Below are 20,386 nucleotides of genomic sequence, written 5' to 3'. Positions count from 1 at the left end.
CAAAAAATGCGCCGTGTCGGAACAGCACGGCGCATTCAATATTAGAATTTAAAACGGCTGCCGTTGGCGGGAACGGCTTTGGCATCCAAGCCGGTTACCAAGGTGTCAAACAATACGGTTTGGCTGAATTCGTCGCCGTGGCGGGTAATCAGCAGACAGTGTTGCACGGGGGCTTTGCCTGCGACTACTACCATGCGTCCGCCGTCGTTTAAGCGGGCTTTCAGGTTTTCGGGAACAACGGGCAAACCGCCGCCGATATATACGGCATCGTAGCGGTTGTGGCTGTGTTGTTCGGCAAAACCGTCGCCGTGTTCGTAGCGGATATTGTGAAAATCCAAGCGGTCCAATACGGCTTTGGCGGTTTGCAATTGGGTGTTGTCGGTGTCAAAGGTTTGCACTTGCGCGGCAAGGCTTGCCAATAGGGCGGTGGCGTAGCCCGAACCTGTGCCGACTTCCAATACTTGGTCGGTTTTTTTCAATGCCAAACCCTGCACCATGCGGGCGATGATTTTGGGTTCTAACATATAGCCGCCGTTGGGCAGCACCAGCGGCATATCGGCATAGGCGTAGCCGCGTTGGTTTTCCATCACAAAGGCTTCGCGGGGGATGTCGCTGACGGCGTCCAATACGTCAAAATCCAGCACATTCCACGGGCGGATTTGCTGTTCGACCATATTGAAACGGGCTTGTTCAAAGTCCATATTCTGCTCCAAAATTGGGTTGGCGGATTGAAAACGCAAAATTATAGCGGATTAACCCAGTTGCGGGAACAGTTCGCGCAGCCCCGCCACAATAATTTCCACCGATACGGCTGCCAGCAGCATACCCATCACGCGGTTGAGTACGGTTAGCCCTGTTTCGCCCAAAATATCGCTGACTTTGGTGGCGGCAAGCAGGGTAAGGTAACACAGCAGCGCAATCACGCCCCCTGCGATAATCACGGCGGCGATGTCCCAATAGCTTTTGGCGGTGGCGGTGTAAATAACTACGGTGGAAATTCCGCCCGGACCAATCATCATGGGAATTGCCAAAGGCACAACGGCAATCGCACCGATATTCACGGCGGGTTGGCGGGCAATGGTGATTTCGCTGGCATCGTCGGTGCCGATATCGGGCTTGGCGGGATTGTTGCCGCTGCTCATCATGGAAATGGCGATTAAAAATACCAAAATCCCGCCACCCACGCGAAACGCGCCTGTACTGATGCCTAATAGGCTTAACAACCCCCCGCCCACCAAGGCAAACACGGCAATGGTCACAAATACGCTAAAAGAAGCGATTTGCGCGGCGCGGGTGCGTTCGCGTTTGCTGTAATTATGGGTTAAATCCAAAAAAATCGGCAGTGCGCTAAACGGATTAACCAGCACCACCAATGCCAGAAAAATTTTGGCGATTTCCAGCTCCAAAGACACGGCGTTCTCCTGTATAACGATAAGCAACGCGAAAATTTTGACGAAATCAAATGGGTTGAAACCCAAGCTGTCATCTTACCGAATTTTGCTGCGCCTGAAAACGGATTTGCGCGGACGATGGGGCAAGTGCGGTATAATTAGGCGTTTCGGCAGCAGGCAATCTGCCGTTGCCCGATTTTTGCAACTCTGTAAAAGGTAGAACATCATGAGCTTAATTGAATTAACTGTCCCCGATATCGGCGGACACGAAAATGTAGACATTATCGCCGTGGAAATCAAAGCAGGCGACACGGTAAACGTGGAAGACACGCTGATTACCTTGGAAACCGACAAAGCCACCATGGACGTACCCGCTACCGCCGCAGGCGTGGTGAAAGAAGTGCGCGTACAAGTGGGCGGTAAAATTTCCGAAGGCGGCGTAATTGCCGTGATTGAAGCGGCTGCCGCACAAGAAGCCGCACCGCAGCCCGTTCAGGCAGCCCCCGAACAAACCGAAACTGCCGCCCCTGCGCCGCAAGCCGCCGCGTTTAACGGCAATGCCGATGCCGAATACGACGTGGTGGTGTTGGGTGGCGGGCCGGGCGGTTATTCCGCCGCGTTTGCCGCTGCCGACCAAGGTTTAAAAACCGCCATTATCGAGCAATACGCCACTTTGGGCGGCGTGTGTTTGAACGTTGGCTGTATTCCGTCTAAAGCCCTGCTGCACAACGCTGCCGTAATTGATGAAGTCAAACATTTGGCCGCCAACGGCATCAAATACCCCGCGCCCGAAATTGATATGGATATGTTGCGCGGCTACAAAGAAAAAGTCATCGGCAAACTCACAGGCGGTTTGGCGGGCATGGCAAAAGCGCGTAAGGTGGACATTATCCGCGGACGCGGCGAATTTGTTTCCGCCAACCATATTCAGGTTGCCCTGACCGAATCCACCCAATACGAACAAGCCAGCGAAACGGGCGAACACAAAACCGTTGCCTTTAAAAACGCCATTATCGCCGTCGGCAGCCGCGTGGTAAACCTGCCGTTTATTCCGCAAGACCCGCGCATTGTAGACAGCACAGGCGCATTGGAACTGCGTCAAGTGCCTGAAAAAATGCTGATTATCGGCGGCGGCATTATCGGCTTGGAAATGGGTACGGTGTACAGCACCTTGGGCGCACGTCTGGACGTGGTGGAAATGATGGACGGACTGATGCAGGGCGCAGACCGCGATTTGGTAAAAGTGTGGGAAAAAATGAACGCCCATCGCTTTGACAACATCATGACCGAAACCAAAACCGTTGCCGTAGAAGCCAAAGCAGACGGCATTTATGTGACGTTTGAAGGCAAAAAAGCCCCTGCCGAGCCGCAACGTTACGATTTGGTGCTGGTGGCGGCTGGACGTGCGCCCAACGGCAAATTGTGCGGCGCGGAAAAAGCAGGTGTGGCGGTTACCGAGCGCGGCTTTATTGAAGTCGATAAACAACAGCGCACCAACGTCCCCCATATTTACGCCATCGGCGATGTGGTCGGACAACCGATGTTGGCGCACAAAGCCGTTCACGAAGGACACGTTGCCGCCGAAAACTGTGCGGGACACAAAGCCTTTTTTGATGCGCGTGTGATTCCGGGTGTGGCGTACACCGACCCCGAAGTGGCTTGGGTGGGCGTTACCGAAGAAATCGCCAAACGCGACGGCATCGCCATTGCCAAATCCGTGTTCCCATGGGCGGCCAGCGGTCGCGCCATTGCCAATGGTCGTGACGAAGGCTTTACCAAGCTGATTTTTGATGCGGAAACAGGTCGCGTGATTGGCGGCGGCATTGTCGGCACGCACGCAGGCGATATGATTGGCGAAATCTGCTTGGCGATTGAAATGGGCTGCGATGCCGAAGACATCGGCAAAACCATTCACCCGCACCCCACTTTGGGCGAAAGCATCGGCATGAGCGCAGAAGTGGCATTGGGCGTGTGTACCGATTTGCCGCCGCAGCGCAAAAAGAAATAATCCTGTCTTAAATGGATAAAAACCAGCCTGTTTTTTTATTGAAAACAGGCTGTTGTTTTTTTAGTCAATTTTTTCGTAACGCACCGCCAAAACCTCAATTTCTTCGTGCTGTTCGGGGGTACGCAGCCACACGCTGTCGCCCTCACGGGCTTTAATCAGGGCGCGCGCCAAAGGCGAACGCCACGAAATTTTATGGCGCGGGGTGTCAATTTCGTCCTCGCCCACAATCCGTACCGTCTGTTCGCTGCCATCACCGCGTAAAATATCCACCGTGGCAGCAAAAAAGATTTGGTCGGTGTATTCGCGGGTTTCGGGGTCAATTACTTCCGCGCTTTCTAAACGCTTGGTTAAAAAACGAATGCGGCGGTCAATTTCACGCATCCGCCGTTTGCCGTACAAATAATCGCCGTTTTCGCTGCGGTCGCCATTACTGGCAGCCCAATTGACAATTTGCACGATTTCGGGGCGTTCTTTGTGTACCAGTTGATACAATTCGTCTTTTAATGCTTGCCAGCCTTGCGGGGTAATATAGTTTTTGGGAATATCGCTCATGATGTGCGTGGGAAAAAACCTTTATTTTAACAAAGACCGCTGCAAACAGGGCAATCATGGCGGCGGGAAAATGCAAACGGCTGCCAATTGCCGCGTTTGGCATCATAGCAATGCAAAACATTGGCAGCGGGCAGTTGCCCCAATAATAGATTTAAGGCTGCCGCTGCCTGCGCCGTGCCGATGACACCCACCAACGGCGAAAACACACCAAAAGTGGCGCAAGCCTGTTCAGTGGCGACTTCTTCGCCGAATAAGCAGGCATAACAGCCCTGCTGCGGGCGAAACACCGCCAGTTGTCCACCAAAACCCACTGCTGCCCCCGATACCAAAGGCACGTCCGCTGCCACCGCCGCAGCGTTTACCGCGTGGCGGGTAGCGAAATTATCGCTGCAATCCAGCACCACATCACAGCGCGGCAGCAGTTTCGCCAAATCTTCTGCTGTTAAACGTGTAGCATGGCATTCAATATGGCAATCGCGGTTGCGGGCGCGTAAAAAGTCCCTTATGGCTTCGGCTTTATTGCGCCCGATGTCGGCTTCGCTAAAACAGATTTGCCGCTGCAAATTGGTATCATCTACTTCGTCGTGGTCAGCGATAATCAATGTACCGACACCCGCCGCCGCCAAATAGGGCAGGGCAGCATTGCCTAATCCGCCACAGCCTACCACCAATACTGTGGCATTTAAAAGCTTCTGTTGTCCCTCAATGCCAATTTCGTCCAATAAAATATGGCGGCTGTAACGCAATAACTGACGGTCGTCCATGTTTATTTTCCTGTTTGATGAAAAAAGGGCGTACCCTGTGCAGATACGCCCCTTATTTTACCGTTCCAAATGCAAAAACTGCATATGCCGTTCGTACTGGTTCAGAATATCGATAATAATCTGCTCGGTGGTATAGCCCACCAAATCATAATCCTGACTGCCTTCTTGTAAAAACACTTCGGCGCGGTAGTATTTTTCGGCATCGGCGGCGATATTGCCCGATTGTCCCAAAGCAAAAATCGGTTTAACCGCTTCCACCAAACGCACTTCATACACAAAGTCCACTTCGCCATTGTGTTGCACACTTAAAGTAACCGTGTATTGTTCCGACACGGGCGAGACTTCGGTTTGCAAACCTTTTTGCTGCAATTCGCTTGCCACTTCCAGCATGGCAGGGTGTAACTGCCTGTTCATAAACCGTTGCGCAGTTTCGGCAGTGGGAAAATCCACCAAACGGTGCAAACGGTTGCGCCAATTGCGCCCGTCGTCCAACACCATGGCTTTATCCACCTGATTGGCTTTGCGTTTATTGCCTTCCTGCCGTAAACACAGCCACAGCGATGCCATATACATCAGCAGCACCAGCGAAAACGGCAAGCCTGCCACCACCGATACCGATTGCAGCGAAGAAAATCCGCCTGCCAGCAACAAGCCCAAAGTCACCAAACCCGTTGCCGCTGCCCAAAACAGGCGCAACCACACAGGTGCATCTGCCCCGCTGCTTAAACTGCGCGAACTTAAATTTGCCAACACCAATGCGCCCGAATCGGCAGAGGTAACAAAGAAAATCAAACCGATTAACACCGACAAGCCCGACCAAAACGCTGCCCAAGGATAATGTTCAAACAGCGCAAACATTCCCATCGCAGGGTTTTCCAATGCCGTTTTGCCCAATTGCGCTGCGCCGTGATTGGCAACCAAATCAATGCCGCTGTTTCCAAAAATAGAAAACCACGCAAAAATAAAGCCCAAGGGAATAAACATCACGCCAAACACAAACTCGCGCAAGGTACGCCCGCGTGAAATCCGCGCGATAAACAAGCCCACAAACGGCGCCCATGCCACCCACCAAGCCCAGAAAAACACCGTCCAAAACGATTTCCATTCTGCGCCTGCATTGCCTTGATAGGCATAGACCTGAAAGGTTTTACCCAATACATTTTGGAAATAATCGCCAATGTTTTCGGTAAAAGCGTTGAGCAAAAACACGGTGGGACCCATAATCAATAAGGCAAGCAGCAAAAAAGTTGCGCCCAACATATTGATTTCCGACAAACGGCGCACGCCTTTTTCCACGCCCGACATAGCACTGATGCCAGCCGCAGCCGTTACCGCCAAAATAATCGCTGCTTGTACGCCTTTGCTGGTGTCAATACCAAACACATGGCTTAAACCTGCGTTTGCCTGCAATACGCCAATACCCAAGCTGGTGGCAATCCCCAACAGCGTACACACCACGCCAAAAGTATCTACGGTATTGCCTAACCAGCCTTCCGTGCGTTTTTTACCAAACAAAGGTACTAAAGCACTACGCAGGGACAAAGGCATATTTTTACGGTAGGCAAAATATGCCAACGCCATGCCAATCAGCGCGTAAATACCCCAGCCGTGCAAACCCCAATGCAAAAAGGTTTGTACAAAAGCAGCGCGAGCCGCTTCGGGCGTACTGCCTGTTCCCATATTGGGCGTTAAATAATGGGTAAGCGGTTCGGATACACCGAAAAACAGCAAATCAATGCCGATGCCTGCCGAAAACAACATCGCTGCCCATGCCAAAAAGGGAAAATCGGGCTTGTCTTGGTCTTGCCCCAGCTTGATGTCGCCATAGCGGGAAATCCCCACAAACAGCGCAAACACGGTATAAACCGCCACCACCAGCATGTAATACCAACCAAAACGGTCGGAAACCCAGCGCAGCGAGTTACCCAGAATATTTTCACTGAAAGCGGGAAAAGCCGTGGTCAGCACAATCAGCAAAATACTGATGACTGAAGCGGCGGTAAACACGGTTTTGTTCAGCATAAAGCTGGTGTTTTTATCCGCAGCAGAAGAGGGCGGACTGTTCATATTTCGATTCCTTTTGATGTGTGTATCAGTTCTATTTGCTTATGCAGAACGCTGTGGCGTACCGCGTACAGGCGCACCGTTCGCCACATAATAATCGGCGTTTGATTTTGGCAAGGGTGCACGTCCGCGAATCTTATCGGCAATTTTTTCTGCCAACATAATAGTGGTGGCGTTTAAGTTGCCTGTAATAATATTCGGCATAATGGAAGCATCTACCACACGCAGCGCTTCAATTCCGTGAACACGCCCTTGTCCATCTACCACGGCGTTATTGTCTTCGCCCATGGCGCAGGTGCAAGATGGGTGATAAGCGGTTTCTGCATGGTTACGGACATATTCGTCCAACTGCTCATCGCTTTGCACCGATTCTAATGGCGTAATCACATTGCCACGGTAGCGGTCTAAAGCAGGTTGGTTCATGATTTCGCGGGTAATGCGGATAGCAGCGCGGAATTCTTCCCAATCTTGTTCGTGGCTCATGTAGTTGAACAAAATGCTGGGGTGTTCGGCGGGATTGCGCGATTGAATTTTAATGCGCCCGCGACTGGGGGAACGCATAGAACCCACGTGCGCTTGAAAACTGTGGGCTTTGCTGGCGTTGCGTCCGTCATAACGTACAGCGATGGGTAAAAAGTGATACTGAATATTGGGCCATTCAAATTTTTCATGGCTGCGGATAAATCCCCCACCTTCAAAATGATTGGTCGCACCCAAACCTGTGCCGTTAAACAGCCATTCCGCACCGATAGCGGGTTTATTCCACCAATTGGTGGCAGGGGAAATAGACACAGGCTCTTTGCATTCATACTGCATATACAGTTCCAAATGGTCTTGCAAATTATTGCCCACGCCTTGCAAATCCAATACTTCGTTAATGCCTGCTTCTTTTAACCAAGCGCCCGGACCGACACCGCTGCGCTGTAAAATCTGCGGGGAAGCAATCGCGCCTGCACACAACAATACTTCTTTATTAGCATTGACAGTATGGGTTTGCCCCTTATGTTGAAAACGCACACCACGGGCGCGTTTACCGTCAAACAGAATAACATCGGTTAATGCGCCAGTCAGAATGGTTAAGCGGGAACGGTGTTTTGCCATATCCAAATAACCACGCGCAGTAGAGCTACGCCGTCCGTTGGGGGTTACAAAACGGTCCATCGGACCAAAGCCTTCTTGTTGATAACCGTTTAAATCCACTGTGCGCGGATAACCTGCTTGCACGCCCGCTTCAATCATCGCTTCAAACAGCGGATTAACATTGGGTTTGGCAGTGGTAACGTGAATCGGACCTTCACTGCCGTGATAAGCATTTTCGCCTGCATCACGATGCTCTGCTTTTTTGAAATAGGGTAAGCAGTCCAAGTACGTCCAATCTTCCAAACCTTGGATTTTTGCCCAGTGGTCAAAATCCAAAGCATTGCCGCGAATGTAGCACATACCGTTAATTAAAGACGAACCGCCCAAACCTTTACCGCGTCCGCAATCCATACGGCGGTTGTTCATATACGGTTCAGGGTCAGTTTTGTAGCCCCAGTTATAGGTTGTACCCTGCAAAGGCATGGCTAACGCAGCAGGCATTTGTGTACGAAAATCCAAACGATAGTCAGGCAAACCTGCTTCCAGCAGTAAAACGCTGGTGTTTTCATCTTCGCTTAAACGCGCAGCCAACACATTGCCTGCACTGCCTGCACCGATAATAATGTAGTCATAATGAGATTGATTCATAGGAAAAATCCTTTTTTGAATAAGTTTCTTAAGTTTACGGTAATAAATATAAACCCAAACAGGCATCAGCATCAGTATTGCGCCCAATCCGCCAACCATCACAATCAAAACAGTCATACCCACGCAGGACAACAGCAGCTCTATGGCAACCATTCCCAGCCAATCAGCACCACTACCCGCAAGGGCATCACGTTCAGATGTTTTAAGCAAACGATAGTGACCAGTAAAGATACGGTACAGCACAAAGATTAGGGCAAGCAGTGCATATAAGCCCGCACATAGGGCAATCAGCGTATCAGAACCCCAAATACACACCGCCACTAAAATGCTAATTGCACTCCAAACAATTAAAGCGCGTTTTAGTTGCAGACGATTTGGCGAATGGGTTTGATTCATTTTTTAAATTCTCAAAATACAGACTGATACCCACCAAGTTCCACCAAAACAGACTTGGTTTGCGTGTAGTGCATCAAGGTTTGTACACCGTTTTCACGTCCGATGCCCGATTGTTTGTAGCCACCCACAGGCATTTGCGCAGGCGATTCCCCCCAAGCATTAATCCAACAAATTCCTGCTTGCAATTTGCCAATGATACGGTGGGCGCGAGTTAAATCAGGTGTTACCACCCCTGCTGCCAAACCATATTCCGTTTGATTGGAACGGGCAATCACTTCTTCTTCGCTGGTGTAGCTCAAAATACACATTACCGGACCAAAAATTTCTTCACGGCAAACTGTCATTTCATCAGTACAATCCGTAAACACCGTAGGCGCAACATACGCCCCGTCAGCCCATTCCCCGTTCAAACGTTCCCCACCAATCAATAATTTCGCGCCTTCCTGTTTACCTTTTTCAATATAATTCAACACTTTTTGCATATGCGCAAAACCTGCCAACGGACCAAAGTTGGTTTCTTCATCTAAAGGATTGCCGATACGGATACGTGCAACACGTTCCAATACCTTATTTTCAAAAGTAGCTTTTAAAGATTGTGGGATAAATACCCGTGTACCATTGGTACAAACTTGCCCCGAACTATAAAAATTCGCCATCAGCGCAATATCTGCTGCCAAATCCAAATCAGCGTCTTCGCAGATAATCAGTGGCGATTTTCCACCTAATTCCATAGTAACTTCTTTTAAGGACGATGCAGCAGCTTGCGCCATCACTTTTTTGCCTGTCGCCACACCACCTGTAAACGACACTTTCGCAATTTCCGCATGATTGCTTAACATCTTGCCCACACGCCAATCGCCTTGCACCACATTAAACACTCCGTTTGGCAAACCTGCTTCAGTAAAAATTTCCGCTAATTTCAGTGCGCCTGTCGGGGTTAATTCACTGGGCTTAAAAATCATGGCATTACCTGCAGCCAAAGCAGGTGCGGCTTTCCACATGGCAATTTGAATCGGATAATTCCACGCACCAATTCCCGCGACAATGCCCAAAGGTTCTTGACGGGTATAAGCAAATGCTGTTTCGCGCAACGGGATTTGACGACCTTCAATCGCTTGAGCCAAACCTGCATAATATTCAATGACATCAGCACCTGTTACAATATCCACATACAAGGTTTCTGACAAAGGTTTGCCTGTATCTAAAGTTTCAATGATTGCCAATTCACGATTGCGTTCACGTAAAATATCAACGGCTTTTAATAAAATACGGCTACGCTCAACAGCAGTCATCGCAGCCCAAACAATTTGTCCTTTACGCGCAGCAGCAATTGCAGCTTTCACTTCAGCCGAATTACTTTGCTGTACTTTTGCCAGCACTTTGCCATTGGCGGGATTAATATTATCAAACGTTTCTGCGTCAGTACGAGCAGCAACATAAGCACCATCAATATAAGCACATAACAGGGTAGGGGACATCATTTATTCCTTGAAAAAGCAAATTAAAAAATACAATTAACATGTATTTGCAGGAATGTCAAATATGCGCTTAACGTGATTTTCGTTATAATAAGCCTTAATCAAGCATTTATTAAGCAGAAAGAAAACAATGCATTTACAAGAAACCAAAATTGACGGTCAATTGATTTTTGAAGGAAGTTTTATTAATATTCATCAAGATACTGTCAAATTACCCAATGGAAAACACAGTCAAAGAGTATGGATTAGCCATCCGGGAGCAGCTTGCGTATTGGCAATTACACCCGAGCAACAAGTTGTATTAGTACGACAATGGCGTTACGCCACCCAACAAGCATTATTAGAAGTGCCTGCAGGAAAATTAGATGCAGGTGAAGACCCTGAGGTATGCGCTTTACGAGAATTGGCAGAGGAAACCCCTTTTACTGCTGAAAGAGTAGAAAAATTGACACAATTTTATACAGCCCCTGGATTTTGCAATGAAATCATGTATGTTTACCGTGCCATTGACGTTAACAAAAACAGTCAATTAAGTGCTGATGAAGATGAATTCACTGAAACCATTTTATTAAACATTGATGAAACCCGAAAAGCCATTGCCAATGGCGAGATTCAAGATGCAAAAACCTTAATTGCTTTGAATTTTTGGTTATCCGAACATTTATGAGTGCTTACATCGGACGTTTTGCGCCCAGTCCCACAGGACATTTACATATCGGTTCATTATTAGCAGCTTTTGCCTCTTATGTAGATGCAAAAGCACATAATGGTCGTTGGCTAGTACGCATAGAAGACCTTGACCCACCAAGGGAAATAGCAGGTGCAGCGGATAATATATTGCGCACATTAGAAGCATTTGGTTTTCAAAGGGACAATGAAATCGTCTATCAAAGCAAACGCCATTATTTATATGAAAACGCTTTAGAAATATTAAAAAAACAAAATCTTATCTATTCATGTTTTTGCAGTCGCAAAAAATGGCAACAAAATGCCAAGCAAGGTATAGATGGTTGGATTTACAACGGACATTGTTCATATATACAACAAACAATCAGTAATAAAACACCTGCATGGCGTTTGCGGGTAAATAATCAAATAATTGGTTTTCAAGATAGAATTATCGGATTTTATTCTCAAAATCTAGCTAAAGAAATTGGTGATTTTGTTTTATTACGGGCAGACGGATTTTGGGCATATCAATTGGCGGTGGTAGTAGATGATGCAGAACAGGGCATTACACATATTGTTAGGGGACAAGATTTATTGGTTTCCACACCACGGCAAATATTTTTGCAACAATGCTTAAATTTTCCACAAATACAATATGCTCATTTACCTTTATTAACCAATGCTGATGGACAAAAATGGTCTAAACAAACATTAGCACCTGCATTAGATTTAACACAACAAGAAAAATTATTAAGACAAGTATCTCATTATTTGGGTATTCCACAAGCACCATCAGTATCACGTCCTCAAGATTTATTGGAATGGGCAATCCAACACTGGAAAATTCAAAATATTCCCAAACAAGCGATTTGTAGTGAAAAATAAAAACCTTACTTATAATAAGTAAGGTTTTTCTCTAGAAAATAAGGTTTTAGCGTTTGTCGTAAGCCTGTTGCAATTTTTCACGCATTGGGGTTAAATCAATTCCCGCTAAATCTGCAGCACGCAGCAAACTGTTTACTTCTACACCCCGTTTGGCTTGATTTAAGGCCCACATTAAAGCAGAGCGAGTTCCAGAGCGACAATATGCCAAAATAGGGGCAGGGGATTGCGCAATCGTTTCTTGAAATTCACGCAATTGTTCATCAGTAATGGTATCTGCGGTAACAGGCAGATAAACAATATTTTCTACACCTGCAGTTTCAAGCCATTGTTTAACAGTTTCAAAATCAGGTTGTCCTTCTTCTTCACTGTCGGGGCGATTGCAAATAACGGTTTTAATATCATAAAACTGTGCCGCTTGCTTGGCACTGCGTTCATTTAACTGACGTGAAACATACAAATAATCGGCAATTTTATCCATACAACAATACTCCTCAAAAAGGTCAATTATATACACACTTTTACCAAGTTTGTAGCCAAACTTATACAGAATTGTCCTTTTTAATCGCTAACAAAGTCCTCACCCAAACGGCGCAATACTTCTTCTTTACCGATTAAGGCTAAAACAGCATCTACTGAAGGTGTTTTGGCAGTTCCGCATACAGCCAAACGCAAGGGCATACCTAATTTTCCCATTTTAATTCCTTCTTTTTCACAAAACGGCGCAAATAAAGCATGGATATTTTCAGCAGTCCAATCAGTTACATCAGCTAAACATTCAGCAAAACGCTGCATTCGCGCAAATGTAGAATCCTCCCAATGTTTGGCAATATCAGCAGCATTAGGAACTTGTTTTTGATAAAAATAAATACATTCTAATGCCAAAGCATTTAAATCTTGTGCGCGATCTTTTACCAAATCTAAAACATCTGATAGGGTAGGGGATTCAAATTGTGTAATACCTAAATTTTGCAAACGGGGCTTTACCCATTCTGCCAATTGTTTATTATCAGTATGTTTAATGTGTTCTCCATTAATCCACAAAAGTTTTTTTCCATCCATACGGCTGGCAGAAGGCGAAACATCCTTTAAATCAAACCATTCAATAAATTGTTTGATGGTAAAAAATTCATCATCGCCATGAGCCCAACCTAAATGAGCCAAATAATTTAGCATAGCTTCAGGTAAAATACCTAAAGTATCAAATTCAGTGATTGCAACAGTATCACCACTTCGTTTAGAAATCTTTTTACCTGATTCATTTAAAATCATCGGCAAATGAGCATATTGAGGCGCTTCTACACCTAATGCTTTGAAAATATTAATTTGTTTTGGTGTATTATTTACATGGTCATCACCACGAATAACGTGAGTAATTCCCATATCATAATCATCAGCTACCACACAAAAATTATATGTTGGTGTACCATCTGCACGGGCAATAATTAAATCATCTAAAGCAGCATTGGGAATGCGAATTTCCCCTTTAACCAAATCTTGCCAAACAGTTACGCCATCAATCGGATTTTTAAAGCGGATAACAGGTTGACGATTATCAGGAATTTCGGGTAAAGTTTTACCAGTTTCAGGACGCCAACGGCGATCATAAGTAGCCGTTCCTTTGCGTTCTGCTTTTTCACGCATTTCTGCTAATTCTTCTACACTGCAATAGCAGTAGTAAGCATGTCCATTATCTAATAATTGCTTAATTAGCGATTGATAACGTTGCATATTTTTACTTTGATAAACAATATTATCGGCGTTATCAGGTTTTAATCCCACCCAATTCATACCATCTAAAATAATTTGTACAGATTCTGTAGTTGAACGGGCAGTATCCGTATCTTCAATGCGTAATAAAAATTCGCCATTATGATGTTTGGCAAATGCCCAAGAATAAAGGGCTGTACGAACACCACCAATATGTAAATATCCGGTAGGACTGGGGGCAAAACGCGTTTTAACGGTTTTCATAATTTTGAGAAACAATGGAAATGACAAACCATAATTTTAATCAAAATTGACGTTTTTCACTACCAACTTTTTTTGGATTGCACAATCCAAAAATTATTAATGGATAATTAAATTTAACATAATATCCATTATAGGAATAATAATGAGATTAAAATCCTTTTAATTTTTCAAATAATTCCGACAAAGCTTGCCCTCGATGACTAACTTTATTTTTGAATTCTGGAGATAATTGAGCAGCTGTTTTTTGATATTTTGGTAAATAAAAATGGGGATCATAGCCAAAACCATATTCGCCTACTGCTTGATTTTGCCATTGCCCTTGCCAAATTCCTTCAGAAATGATTGGTTGGGGATCTTTAGGAAATCTTACCAAAACCAAAACACAAACATAATAACAGCTTTTATCTCGATGTTGTAAAATTTCTTTGGAAACTTTTATATTGTTTGCCAAATCAGATTTGATTTTTTCATTAGCAAAGCGAGCAGATAATACTCCAGGTGCACCGTTTAATGCTGGAAAACAAATACCGCTGTCATCAGCTAATGCAGGCAAACCACTATATTGAGCTGCATTTCTGGCTTTTGCTAAGGCATTTTCTATAAAAGTTTGATAAGGTTCAGGACATTCTGGAACATCAAATTCTGACTGTAAAATTAACTGAATATTTCTATAAGAAAATAATTCTGCAAATTCCTTGCCTTTCCCTATATTATTACTGGCTAATACTATTCTTGAAAACATTTTTTATCCTTTTTTATTTTGTTTAATGGCTTTATTACGAATAAATAAAGCTAAACTTACCATTTGTCCGATTGCAGATGCAAAAGCAAATAAAAATAAGGCTATTGCTAATAATTTATTATTTATAGATAATAAATGACTTCCTGCTGCAATTAAAGCTATAAATAATAATGAAAATAAAATAATTAATATTAAATATAAACGTGGACGATTCATGATTTTTATGTAAAATGAATAGTTGAACCGCTTACTTATAAAAGTAAGCGGCATTCTTATTAATGATTAACGTAATTCACGATAGATATTTTGCAACCATATCTTTTTATTTTCACCTTGATATAGTTTTCCATCTTGATTTAATAAATGAATACGTTGTCCGTTTTCTACAGCTTCTAAAGCAATCAGAATTTGTGGTGGTTGTTCAATTTTATCAATTTCTTCTTTATCTTTTCCAAACCATTTATCGAACCAACCTGTTTTTTTATTGGTTGCGCGAATAACATCGCTCTCTTTGGGTGCAGGTTGAACAATGAATGTGCCACGTTCTGCAATAAATTCACGAACTGTTAAACCAATACGGTCTAATGCTGATGCAATACGGTTTACATTACGCTCTGCACTACCTGCTACCCAAACCGAATCTTGTTCTAATTTAGCAAAGGCAGTACCTTGATTTTCATCTTCTTTCTTGCTAATTTGTTGTTGGGCTACTGCTTCATCTACGCCTAAATATTGCATAAAACGGGATAAAAATACTGCTTCTAAGTTAGGATCATTGGCACGTGGTTGCCAAACAGTGCGGTCTTTATTCTTACTATCATAAACTTCTTCCAAGCCTTTATGACTAAAGAAAATATCTACCCCACCTTTTTTATTCTGCTCCATACGGATTAAGAATTTATCACGCTCGCTGGTGCTATATACGCTGCCCAATCCTACTTTATCAAATAATTTGCGTAATCCTTGATGAGCTAATTTGGCACGGTTTTCTGCCCAATCGGTTTCCATTACACCGATTTTAGGTTCTTCAGAATAAATGGTAAAACCACTTTCTTGCCAAAAAGTTCTTAATACAGACCAAACTTCTGACGCTTTTTTATTGTCAATAACCAACCAACGCTGACTGCCGCTGCGTTCAATATGGGCATTTTTTACTTGTGTTAAAACATTGTTATTTGTTTGACCTGATACATTTTCTTCTGGTAAAACATACAAATTACCTTGATTTGGATCGCGTAAATCGGGTGGAATTTCCAAGCTGGCTGTTTTTTTATTATCTGATTCATAATCTGTTTGAGCCGATTTGGGGCTGCTGGCAGAACAAGCCGCTAAAATCATGCTGGCAGCAATAAGGCTTAATGTGTGTTTTTTCATCATTTTTTTATCCTTTTCATTAAATTATTTATTTTAAAGTAATTTGCTGGCATATAATGCCTGTTCTACTTTTTTCTGCCCTGCTTCGCTTAATTCAATAATGGGTAAACGAACGTGTGCTTGGGCTTGTCCTAAGCGTTGAACAGCCCATTTTGCAGGTGCTGGACTGGCTTCACAAAACATAACATCATATACAGGCATAATTTGATTATTTAAATCGCGGGCTTGAGCAATATTTCCTGCCATCGCGGCAGTACACATTTGGGCGAATTCTTTAGGTCCAACATTCGCTGCAACACTAATGACACCATCTCCGCCACACAATAAAAACGGCATGGCTGTAGGATCATCCCCTGAATATACAGCAAAATTATCAGGTACTTGTTTAAATAAATCCAAAGCACGGGCAATATCGCCACTGGCTTCTTTTACCCCAACAATATTGGGAATATCCGCCAAGCGTAAAATGGTTTCATTGCTCATATCCACCACGGTTCTTCCCGGAACATTGTAAATAATCATGGGGATAGAACAGGCTTCGGCTATGGTTTTAAAATGTTGGTAAATCCCTTCTTGAGAAGGTTTATTGTAATAAGGTACAACCGATAAGGTGTAATCTGCGCCAATTTTTTCCGCTTCACAAGATAACTCTATGGCCTCACGGGTATTATTTGCCCCTGCGCCTGCGATAATCGGAATGCGTTTGGCAGCATGTTTAACGGTTGCTTCAATTACTGCTAAATGTTCTTCAACAGACAAAGTGGAGTTTTCGCCTGTTGTACCCATAGAAACAATACCATGTGTGCCTGCTTCAATATGCCAGTCAATTAATGAGCGCAGACGCTCAAAATCAATAGCGCCATCTGCTTTCATCGGCGTAATCAGGGCAACTAAACTGCCTTTCAACATGATAAAACCTTGTGTGTAATGGATTGTGGAACGGGCATTTTAGCGGAATCGGGGGAACTTGTCAGCATACTTACCACATCGTTGCGATGGGTTATAATGATTGTTTGTTTTGATTGATGTGCTAATTTGAATGAAAATTGCTTTTTTTATTTTAAACTTAATCCGTTTTCTGCCCCGCCCTGCCCTATTAATGTTGGCAAACTTTTTGGGCTGGCTGGCTTATTATTTAGTTATTCCACGCCGAAAAGTGGGACAAATCAATTTGCGCTTTTGTTTTCCTGAATTTCCTGAAAAACAAAGAAAAAAAATATTGAAAAAACACTTTCAGCACATGGCATTATTAATTTTGGAATATGGTACTTATTGGTATGCTTCTGCGGAAGAAATCCGACAATTGGTTGATTATCAAGATAAAGAATATTTAGATAAGTATCTGGCGCAAAAACGGTCTGTGATTTTGCTGTATCCGCATTTTACAGCTTTTGAATTGGCTGTTTATGCTTTAAATCAAGATGTTCCTTTAACCAGTGTTTATTCTCATCAAAAAAATCCTGTTTTAGACCAACAGATTTTACAGGGCAGACACCGTTATCAAAATGTATTTTTGGTAGGCAGAACAGAAGGTTTGCGTTCCATTGTGCGCCGTTTGCGAGATTATCCTGATGCCCCTTTGTTGTATTTGCCTGATCAAGATTTCGGCGCACAAAATTCTGTTTTTGTGGATTTTTTTAATATTCCTACGGCAACAACGACAGGATTGGCGCGCTTAGCGCGTTTAACTGATGCGGTTGTGATACCTGTAATTCCGCAACGTTTGGCAGATGGGCGGGTAAATTTGCGTTTTTATCCTGCTTGGACGGATTTTCCATCAGGAAATGATTATGCTGATGCGGAAAAAATGAATGCGTTTATTGAAGCCAGAATTCGGGAAATGCCCGAACAGTATTTTTGGCTGCATAAACGTTTTAAAACGCGCCCTAATCAGGAACCCAGTTTTTATCAGTAAAATCAATTTTCTTTTGGCAATAAAACATTGGGATTTAAAATACTGTGGGGGTCTAGTTGCGCCTTAATGGCACGCATTAAGGCAACTTCAGCTGGCAAACGCACTGAATTTAAGTGATGCGCTTTTAAACTGCCGATACCGTGTTCTGCGGCAATTGTTCCGCCACATGCCAAAACGTATTGATAAACAATCTGATTCACCGCGTTTTCACTTTCGTAAGCGCGATTATCCAGCACATTTGACAGAAAAGTATTGTAATGTAGTGAACCATCACCCAAATGTCCAAAAACCACAATTTGAATTTGGGGAAATGCTGTATTAAGTGCTTGTCCACATTGTTGGATAAATTCGGTAACGCGTTCAATTGGTATGGCAATATCGTGTTTGATGCTAACACCCAAGCCTCTTTGTGCGGCGGAAATATTTTCGCGTAAAGTCCATAAATCTTGGCGTTGCTGTTCGGATTGTGCCAAGACAGTATGATGAAAACCGTGATGGTACAAATGTTCGCCTAAATATTCGTCAAGGGGAATATCAGGCAAACTGTCGCTTAATTCTATTAAGATATGCCATTCTGCATCAATTGGTTGGGAAATTTGGCTAAAACGAGACGATAAATCCAAAGCAAAATGGCTGACTAATTCACAACTTATCAGGCGTTCAGCAAAGGCGTTACGCACGGAAATCAATAATGCTATGGCTTGATTGATGTTTTCTACGCCTACCCAAGCGGTTGCGATGCTGCGCAGCTGGGGAAACAGTTTAAGCGTGGCAGCGGTAATGACGCCTAATGTGCCTTCGCTACCGATAAAAAGGTGTTTGATTTCATAACCTGTGGTGTTTTTGTGTAAAGGTTCTAAATGGGACACCAGCGTGCCATCTGCTAACACCACTTCCAAACCCAACACCAAATCGCGCATAGTGCCATAACGCAAAACGTTTAATCCACCCGCATTGCAAGCAATATTACCTCCGATTTGACAACTGCCTTCGCTGGCAAGGCTTAAAGGGAATAATCTGCCTGCTTCGGCAGCAGCGTTTTGTACTTGTGCCAAAACACAGCCTGCTTCTACAGTAATGGCATTATCGGGCAAATTGATGCGGCGGATTTGGTTTAAACGGGATAAGTTAAGCAATACGCCACCTTGCGCTACGCTTCCGCCAACCAATCCTGTATTGCCACCTTGCGGGGTAACAGAAATGTGGTTTTCGTGGCAAAAACGCATGATTTTTTGCACACCAGCGACACTATCGGGCATCAGGGCTATGGCGTTTTGACTGTGATAACGGCGGCGTTGGTCAATAAACAGGGCTTGTGCATCTGCATCACCCAGTAATTCATGCGGGGCAACAAGTAGGTTTTGTAGGGCTTTTTTCAGGGCATTGGGGGACATGGCATTATTTGGGAACGGGTAAGTTAAAATGGGAATAGGCGTGTTCGGTTGCCATACGCCCGCGTGGGGTGCGTTGCAATAAGCCTTGTTGGATAAGATAGGGTTCAATCACGTCTTCAATGGTGTCGGTGCTTTCGCCAATGGCTGCGGCAACATTATCCAAACCCACAGGTCCGCCACTAAATTTGTGCAATACGGCTTCCAGAAATTTTCTGTCCATCATATCCAAGCCTGCATGATCCACATCTAATAAGGTAAGCGCAGCATCAGCAATTTCTGCATCAATGCGTCCACTGTGTTTAACTTCGGCATAATCGCGCACGCGCCGCAATAGACGGTTGGCAATGCGCGGTGTACCACGGCTACGGCGAGCGATTTCGTCTGCACCCGTATCGTCCAAGTCCATACCCAATAATTGCGCGGAACGGCGCACAATGGTTGCCAAATCTTCACGCTGATAAAATTCCAAACGAGCCACAATACCAAAACGATCGCGCAGGGGATTGGTAAGCATACCCGCACGGGTGGTTGCGCCTACCAAAGTAAACGGCGGTAAGTCAATTTTAACGGAACGCGCAGCAGGACCTTCGCCTATCATGATGTCCAGTTGAAAATCTTCCAGCGCAGGATAAAGGATTTCTTCCACCACAGGACTGAGACGGTGAATTTCGTCAATAAACAGCACATCATGGGGTTCAAGATTGGTCAGCAATGCCGCTAAATCGCCTGCTCGTTCCAATACAGGTCCTGATGTTTGACGTAAATTCACGTCCAATTCTTTGGCGATAATATTGGCAAGCGTGGTTTTGCCTAATCCCGGTGGTCCAAACAGTAAAGTATGATCCAAGGCTTCGCCACGGTTTTTGGCTGCTTGAATAAAAATACCCAGTTGCTCTTTGGCTTTGTGTTGCCCGATATAATCAGCAAGGCTTTTGGGGCGCAAGGCGCGTTCAAGCTGTTCTTCTTGTTTAGACAGGTTCTGTGGGGAAATGACACGGGTGGGACGGGTGGCGGTAAGCGAATCGGTATGCAGCATGGCGCGGACAAATCGGCAG

The 20,386-nt window shown here is 44.7% G+C and carries 19 protein-coding genes; 4 read left to right on the top strand and 15 right to left on the bottom strand.

Going from position 1 to position 20,386, the window contains the following annotated elements; genetic code table 11:
- Positions 1–41: 41 nt before the first annotated feature.
- Together H3L98_RS07545 and H3L98_RS07540 are read right to left on the bottom strand one after the other, a co-directional pair.
- A complete protein-coding gene (locus H3L98_RS07545; protein ID WP_027021474.1) occupies positions 42–701 on the bottom strand; it encodes a protein-L-isoaspartate O-methyltransferase family protein in 660 nt (219 codons plus the stop codon).
- A 51-nt stretch (positions 702–752) separates the two neighbouring features.
- Complete coding sequence (locus H3L98_RS07540; RefSeq protein ID WP_027021473.1) at positions 753–1,412, bottom strand: MarC family protein; 660 nt, start codon at positions 1,410–1,412, stop codon at positions 753–755.
- A gap of 205 nt (positions 1,413–1,617) precedes the next feature.
- Here H3L98_RS07540 and lpdA point away from each other — a divergent pair, with 205 nt between their 5' ends.
- Positions 1,618–3,399, top strand: a complete 1,782-nt coding sequence (gene lpdA / locus H3L98_RS07535) for a dihydrolipoyl dehydrogenase (RefSeq protein ID WP_027021472.1) — start codon at positions 1,618–1,620, stop codon at positions 3,397–3,399.
- 60 nt (positions 3,400–3,459) lie between these two features.
- Here the strand turns inward: lpdA and greB are convergent, their stop codons facing one another.
- From greB to betB, 5 genes are all read right to left on the bottom strand, one after another.
- On the bottom strand, positions 3,460–3,951 hold the full coding sequence (gene greB, locus H3L98_RS07530; RefSeq protein ID WP_027021471.1) for a transcription elongation factor GreB: 492 nt from the start codon (positions 3,949–3,951) through the stop codon (positions 3,460–3,462).
- A 26-nt stretch (positions 3,952–3,977) separates the two neighbouring features.
- Positions 3,978–4,715: a HesA/MoeB/ThiF family protein gene (locus tag H3L98_RS07525; RefSeq protein WP_027021470.1), complete on the bottom strand. Its 738-nt coding sequence runs from the start codon at positions 4,713–4,715 to the stop codon at positions 3,978–3,980.
- 57 nt (positions 4,716–4,772) lie between these two features.
- A complete protein-coding gene (gene betT, locus H3L98_RS07520; protein WP_027021469.1) occupies positions 4,773–6,782 on the bottom strand; it encodes a choline BCCT transporter BetT in 2,010 nt (669 codons plus the stop codon).
- 39 nt (positions 6,783–6,821) lie between these two features.
- Entirely contained in the window at positions 6,822–8,507 is a 1,686-nt protein-coding gene (gene betA, locus H3L98_RS07515) for a choline dehydrogenase (RefSeq protein ID WP_027021468.1), read from the bottom strand.
- Positions 8,508–8,914: 407 nt separating this feature from the next.
- Positions 8,915–10,384 (bottom strand): betaine-aldehyde dehydrogenase, encoded by a 1,470-nt coding sequence (gene betB / locus H3L98_RS07510; RefSeq protein WP_027021467.1) that lies wholly within the window; start codon positions 10,382–10,384, stop codon positions 8,915–8,917.
- 127 nt (positions 10,385–10,511) lie between these two features.
- On the opposite strand from betB, the gene H3L98_RS07505 reads away from it, so the two are divergent.
- Together H3L98_RS07505 and gluQRS are read left to right on the top strand one after the other, a co-directional pair.
- Positions 10,512–11,048, top strand: a complete 537-nt coding sequence (locus tag H3L98_RS07505) for an NUDIX hydrolase (RefSeq protein WP_027021466.1) — start codon at positions 10,512–10,514, stop codon at positions 11,046–11,048.
- On the top strand, positions 11,045–11,935 hold the full coding sequence (gene gluQRS, locus H3L98_RS07500) for a tRNA glutamyl-Q(34) synthetase GluQRS (protein ID WP_034333032.1): 891 nt from the start codon (positions 11,045–11,047) through the stop codon (positions 11,933–11,935). Before H3L98_RS07505 ends, gluQRS begins: the two co-directional genes overlap by 4 nt.
- A gap of 46 nt (positions 11,936–11,981) precedes the next feature.
- Here gluQRS and H3L98_RS07495 read toward each other — a convergent pair whose 3' ends face one another.
- From H3L98_RS07495 to dapA, 6 genes are all read right to left on the bottom strand, one after another.
- Positions 11,982–12,413 (bottom strand): protein tyrosine phosphatase family protein, encoded by a 432-nt coding sequence (locus H3L98_RS07495; RefSeq protein WP_034333030.1) that lies wholly within the window; start codon positions 12,411–12,413, stop codon positions 11,982–11,984.
- Positions 12,414–12,493: 80 nt separating this feature from the next.
- Complete coding sequence (gene gltX, locus H3L98_RS07490) at positions 12,494–13,906, bottom strand: glutamate--tRNA ligase (protein WP_034333027.1); 1,413 nt, start codon at positions 13,904–13,906, stop codon at positions 12,494–12,496.
- Positions 13,907–14,054: 148 nt separating this feature from the next.
- Positions 14,055–14,648 carry a non-canonical purine NTP pyrophosphatase gene (locus H3L98_RS07485; RefSeq protein ID WP_027021462.1) on the bottom strand — a complete coding sequence of 198 codons (594 nt, stop codon included), beginning with the start codon at positions 14,646–14,648 and terminating at the stop codon, positions 14,055–14,057.
- A gap of 3 nt (positions 14,649–14,651) precedes the next feature.
- A complete protein-coding gene (locus tag H3L98_RS07480; protein ID WP_027021461.1) occupies positions 14,652–14,864 on the bottom strand; it encodes an NGO_0222 family membrane protein in 213 nt (70 codons plus the stop codon).
- Positions 14,865–14,930: 66 nt separating this feature from the next.
- A complete protein-coding gene (gene bamC, locus H3L98_RS07475) occupies positions 14,931–16,025 on the bottom strand; it encodes an outer membrane protein assembly factor BamC (RefSeq protein ID WP_027021460.1) in 1,095 nt (364 codons plus the stop codon).
- Positions 16,026–16,055: 30 nt separating this feature from the next.
- On the bottom strand, positions 16,056–16,931 hold the full coding sequence (gene dapA / locus H3L98_RS07470) for a 4-hydroxy-tetrahydrodipicolinate synthase (protein ID WP_027021459.1): 876 nt from the start codon (positions 16,929–16,931) through the stop codon (positions 16,056–16,058).
- A 130-nt stretch (positions 16,932–17,061) separates the two neighbouring features.
- Here dapA and H3L98_RS07465 point away from each other — a divergent pair, with 130 nt between their 5' ends.
- A complete protein-coding gene (locus H3L98_RS07465; RefSeq protein WP_027021458.1) occupies positions 17,062–17,937 on the top strand; it encodes a lipid A biosynthesis lauroyl acyltransferase in 876 nt (291 codons plus the stop codon).
- Between the two features lie 2 nt (positions 17,938–17,939).
- On the opposite strand, the gene H3L98_RS07460 is transcribed toward H3L98_RS07465, so the two are convergent.
- Entirely contained in the window at positions 17,940–19,331 is a 1,392-nt protein-coding gene (locus H3L98_RS07460; RefSeq protein ID WP_027021457.1) for an FAD-binding oxidoreductase, read from the bottom strand.
- A 4-nt stretch (positions 19,332–19,335) separates the two neighbouring features.
- Positions 19,336–20,367, bottom strand: a complete 1,032-nt coding sequence (gene ruvB, locus H3L98_RS07455; RefSeq protein WP_027021456.1) for a Holliday junction branch migration DNA helicase RuvB — start codon at positions 20,365–20,367, stop codon at positions 19,336–19,338.
- Positions 20,368–20,386 lie beyond the last annotated feature (19 nt).

Source organism: Conchiformibius steedae, from assembly GCF_014054725.1.
Classification (GTDB): Bacteria; Pseudomonadota; Gammaproteobacteria; order Burkholderiales; family Neisseriaceae; genus Conchiformibius; species Conchiformibius steedae.
Note: the sequence above shows the minus strand (reverse complement) of the source record. Positions and strands in the feature narration are given on the sequence as shown.

What these genes read in the sequence shown, in the direction of transcription:
- H3L98_RS07545 (WP_027021474.1), bottom strand. Translation starts at nt 701, where the DNA reads ATGGACTTTGAACAAGCCCGTTTCAATATGGTCGAACAGCAAATCCGC.
- lpdA (WP_027021472.1), top strand. Translation starts at nt 1,618, where the DNA reads ATGAGCTTAATTGAATTAACTGTCCCCGATATCGGCGGACACGAAAAT.
- greB (WP_027021471.1), bottom strand. Translation starts at nt 3,951, where the DNA reads ATGAGCGATATTCCCAAAAACTATATTACCCCGCAAGGCTGGCAAGCA.
- H3L98_RS07525 (WP_027021470.1), bottom strand. Translation starts at nt 4,715, where the DNA reads ATGGACGACCGTCAGTTATTGCGTTACAGCCGCCATATTTTATTGGAC.
- betT (WP_027021469.1), bottom strand. Translation starts at nt 6,782, where the DNA reads ATGAACAGTCCGCCCTCTTCTGCTGCGGATAAAAACACCAGCTTTATG.
- betA (WP_027021468.1), bottom strand. Translation starts at nt 8,507, where the DNA reads ATGAATCAATCTCATTATGACTACATTATTATCGGTGCAGGCAGTGCA.
- betB (WP_027021467.1), bottom strand. Translation starts at nt 10,384, where the DNA reads ATGATGTCCCCTACCCTGTTATGTGCTTATATTGATGGTGCTTATGTT.
- H3L98_RS07505 (WP_027021466.1), top strand. Translation starts at nt 10,512, where the DNA reads ATGCATTTACAAGAAACCAAAATTGACGGTCAATTGATTTTTGAAGGA.
- gluQRS (WP_034333032.1), top strand. Translation starts at nt 11,045, where the DNA reads ATGAGTGCTTACATCGGACGTTTTGCGCCCAGTCCCACAGGACATTTA.
- H3L98_RS07495 (WP_034333030.1), bottom strand. Translation starts at nt 12,413, where the DNA reads ATGGATAAAATTGCCGATTATTTGTATGTTTCACGTCAGTTAAATGAA.
- gltX (WP_034333027.1), bottom strand. Translation starts at nt 13,906, where the DNA reads ATGAAAACCGTTAAAACGCGTTTTGCCCCCAGTCCTACCGGATATTTA.
- H3L98_RS07485 (WP_027021462.1), bottom strand. Translation starts at nt 14,648, where the DNA reads ATGTTTTCAAGAATAGTATTAGCCAGTAATAATATAGGGAAAGGCAAG.
- H3L98_RS07480 (WP_027021461.1), bottom strand. Translation starts at nt 14,864, where the DNA reads ATGAATCGTCCACGTTTATATTTAATATTAATTATTTTATTTTCATTA.
- bamC (WP_027021460.1), bottom strand. Translation starts at nt 16,025, where the DNA reads ATGATGAAAAAACACACATTAAGCCTTATTGCTGCCAGCATGATTTTA.
- dapA (WP_027021459.1), bottom strand. Translation starts at nt 16,931, where the DNA reads ATGTTGAAAGGCAGTTTAGTTGCCCTGATTACGCCGATGAAAGCAGAT.
- H3L98_RS07465 (WP_027021458.1), top strand. Translation starts at nt 17,062, where the DNA reads ATGAAAATTGCTTTTTTTATTTTAAACTTAATCCGTTTTCTGCCCCGC.
- H3L98_RS07460 (WP_027021457.1), bottom strand. Translation starts at nt 19,331, where the DNA reads ATGTCCCCCAATGCCCTGAAAAAAGCCCTACAAAACCTACTTGTTGCC.
- ruvB (WP_027021456.1), bottom strand. Translation starts at nt 20,367, where the DNA reads ATGCTGCATACCGATTCGCTTACCGCCACCCGTCCCACCCGTGTCATT.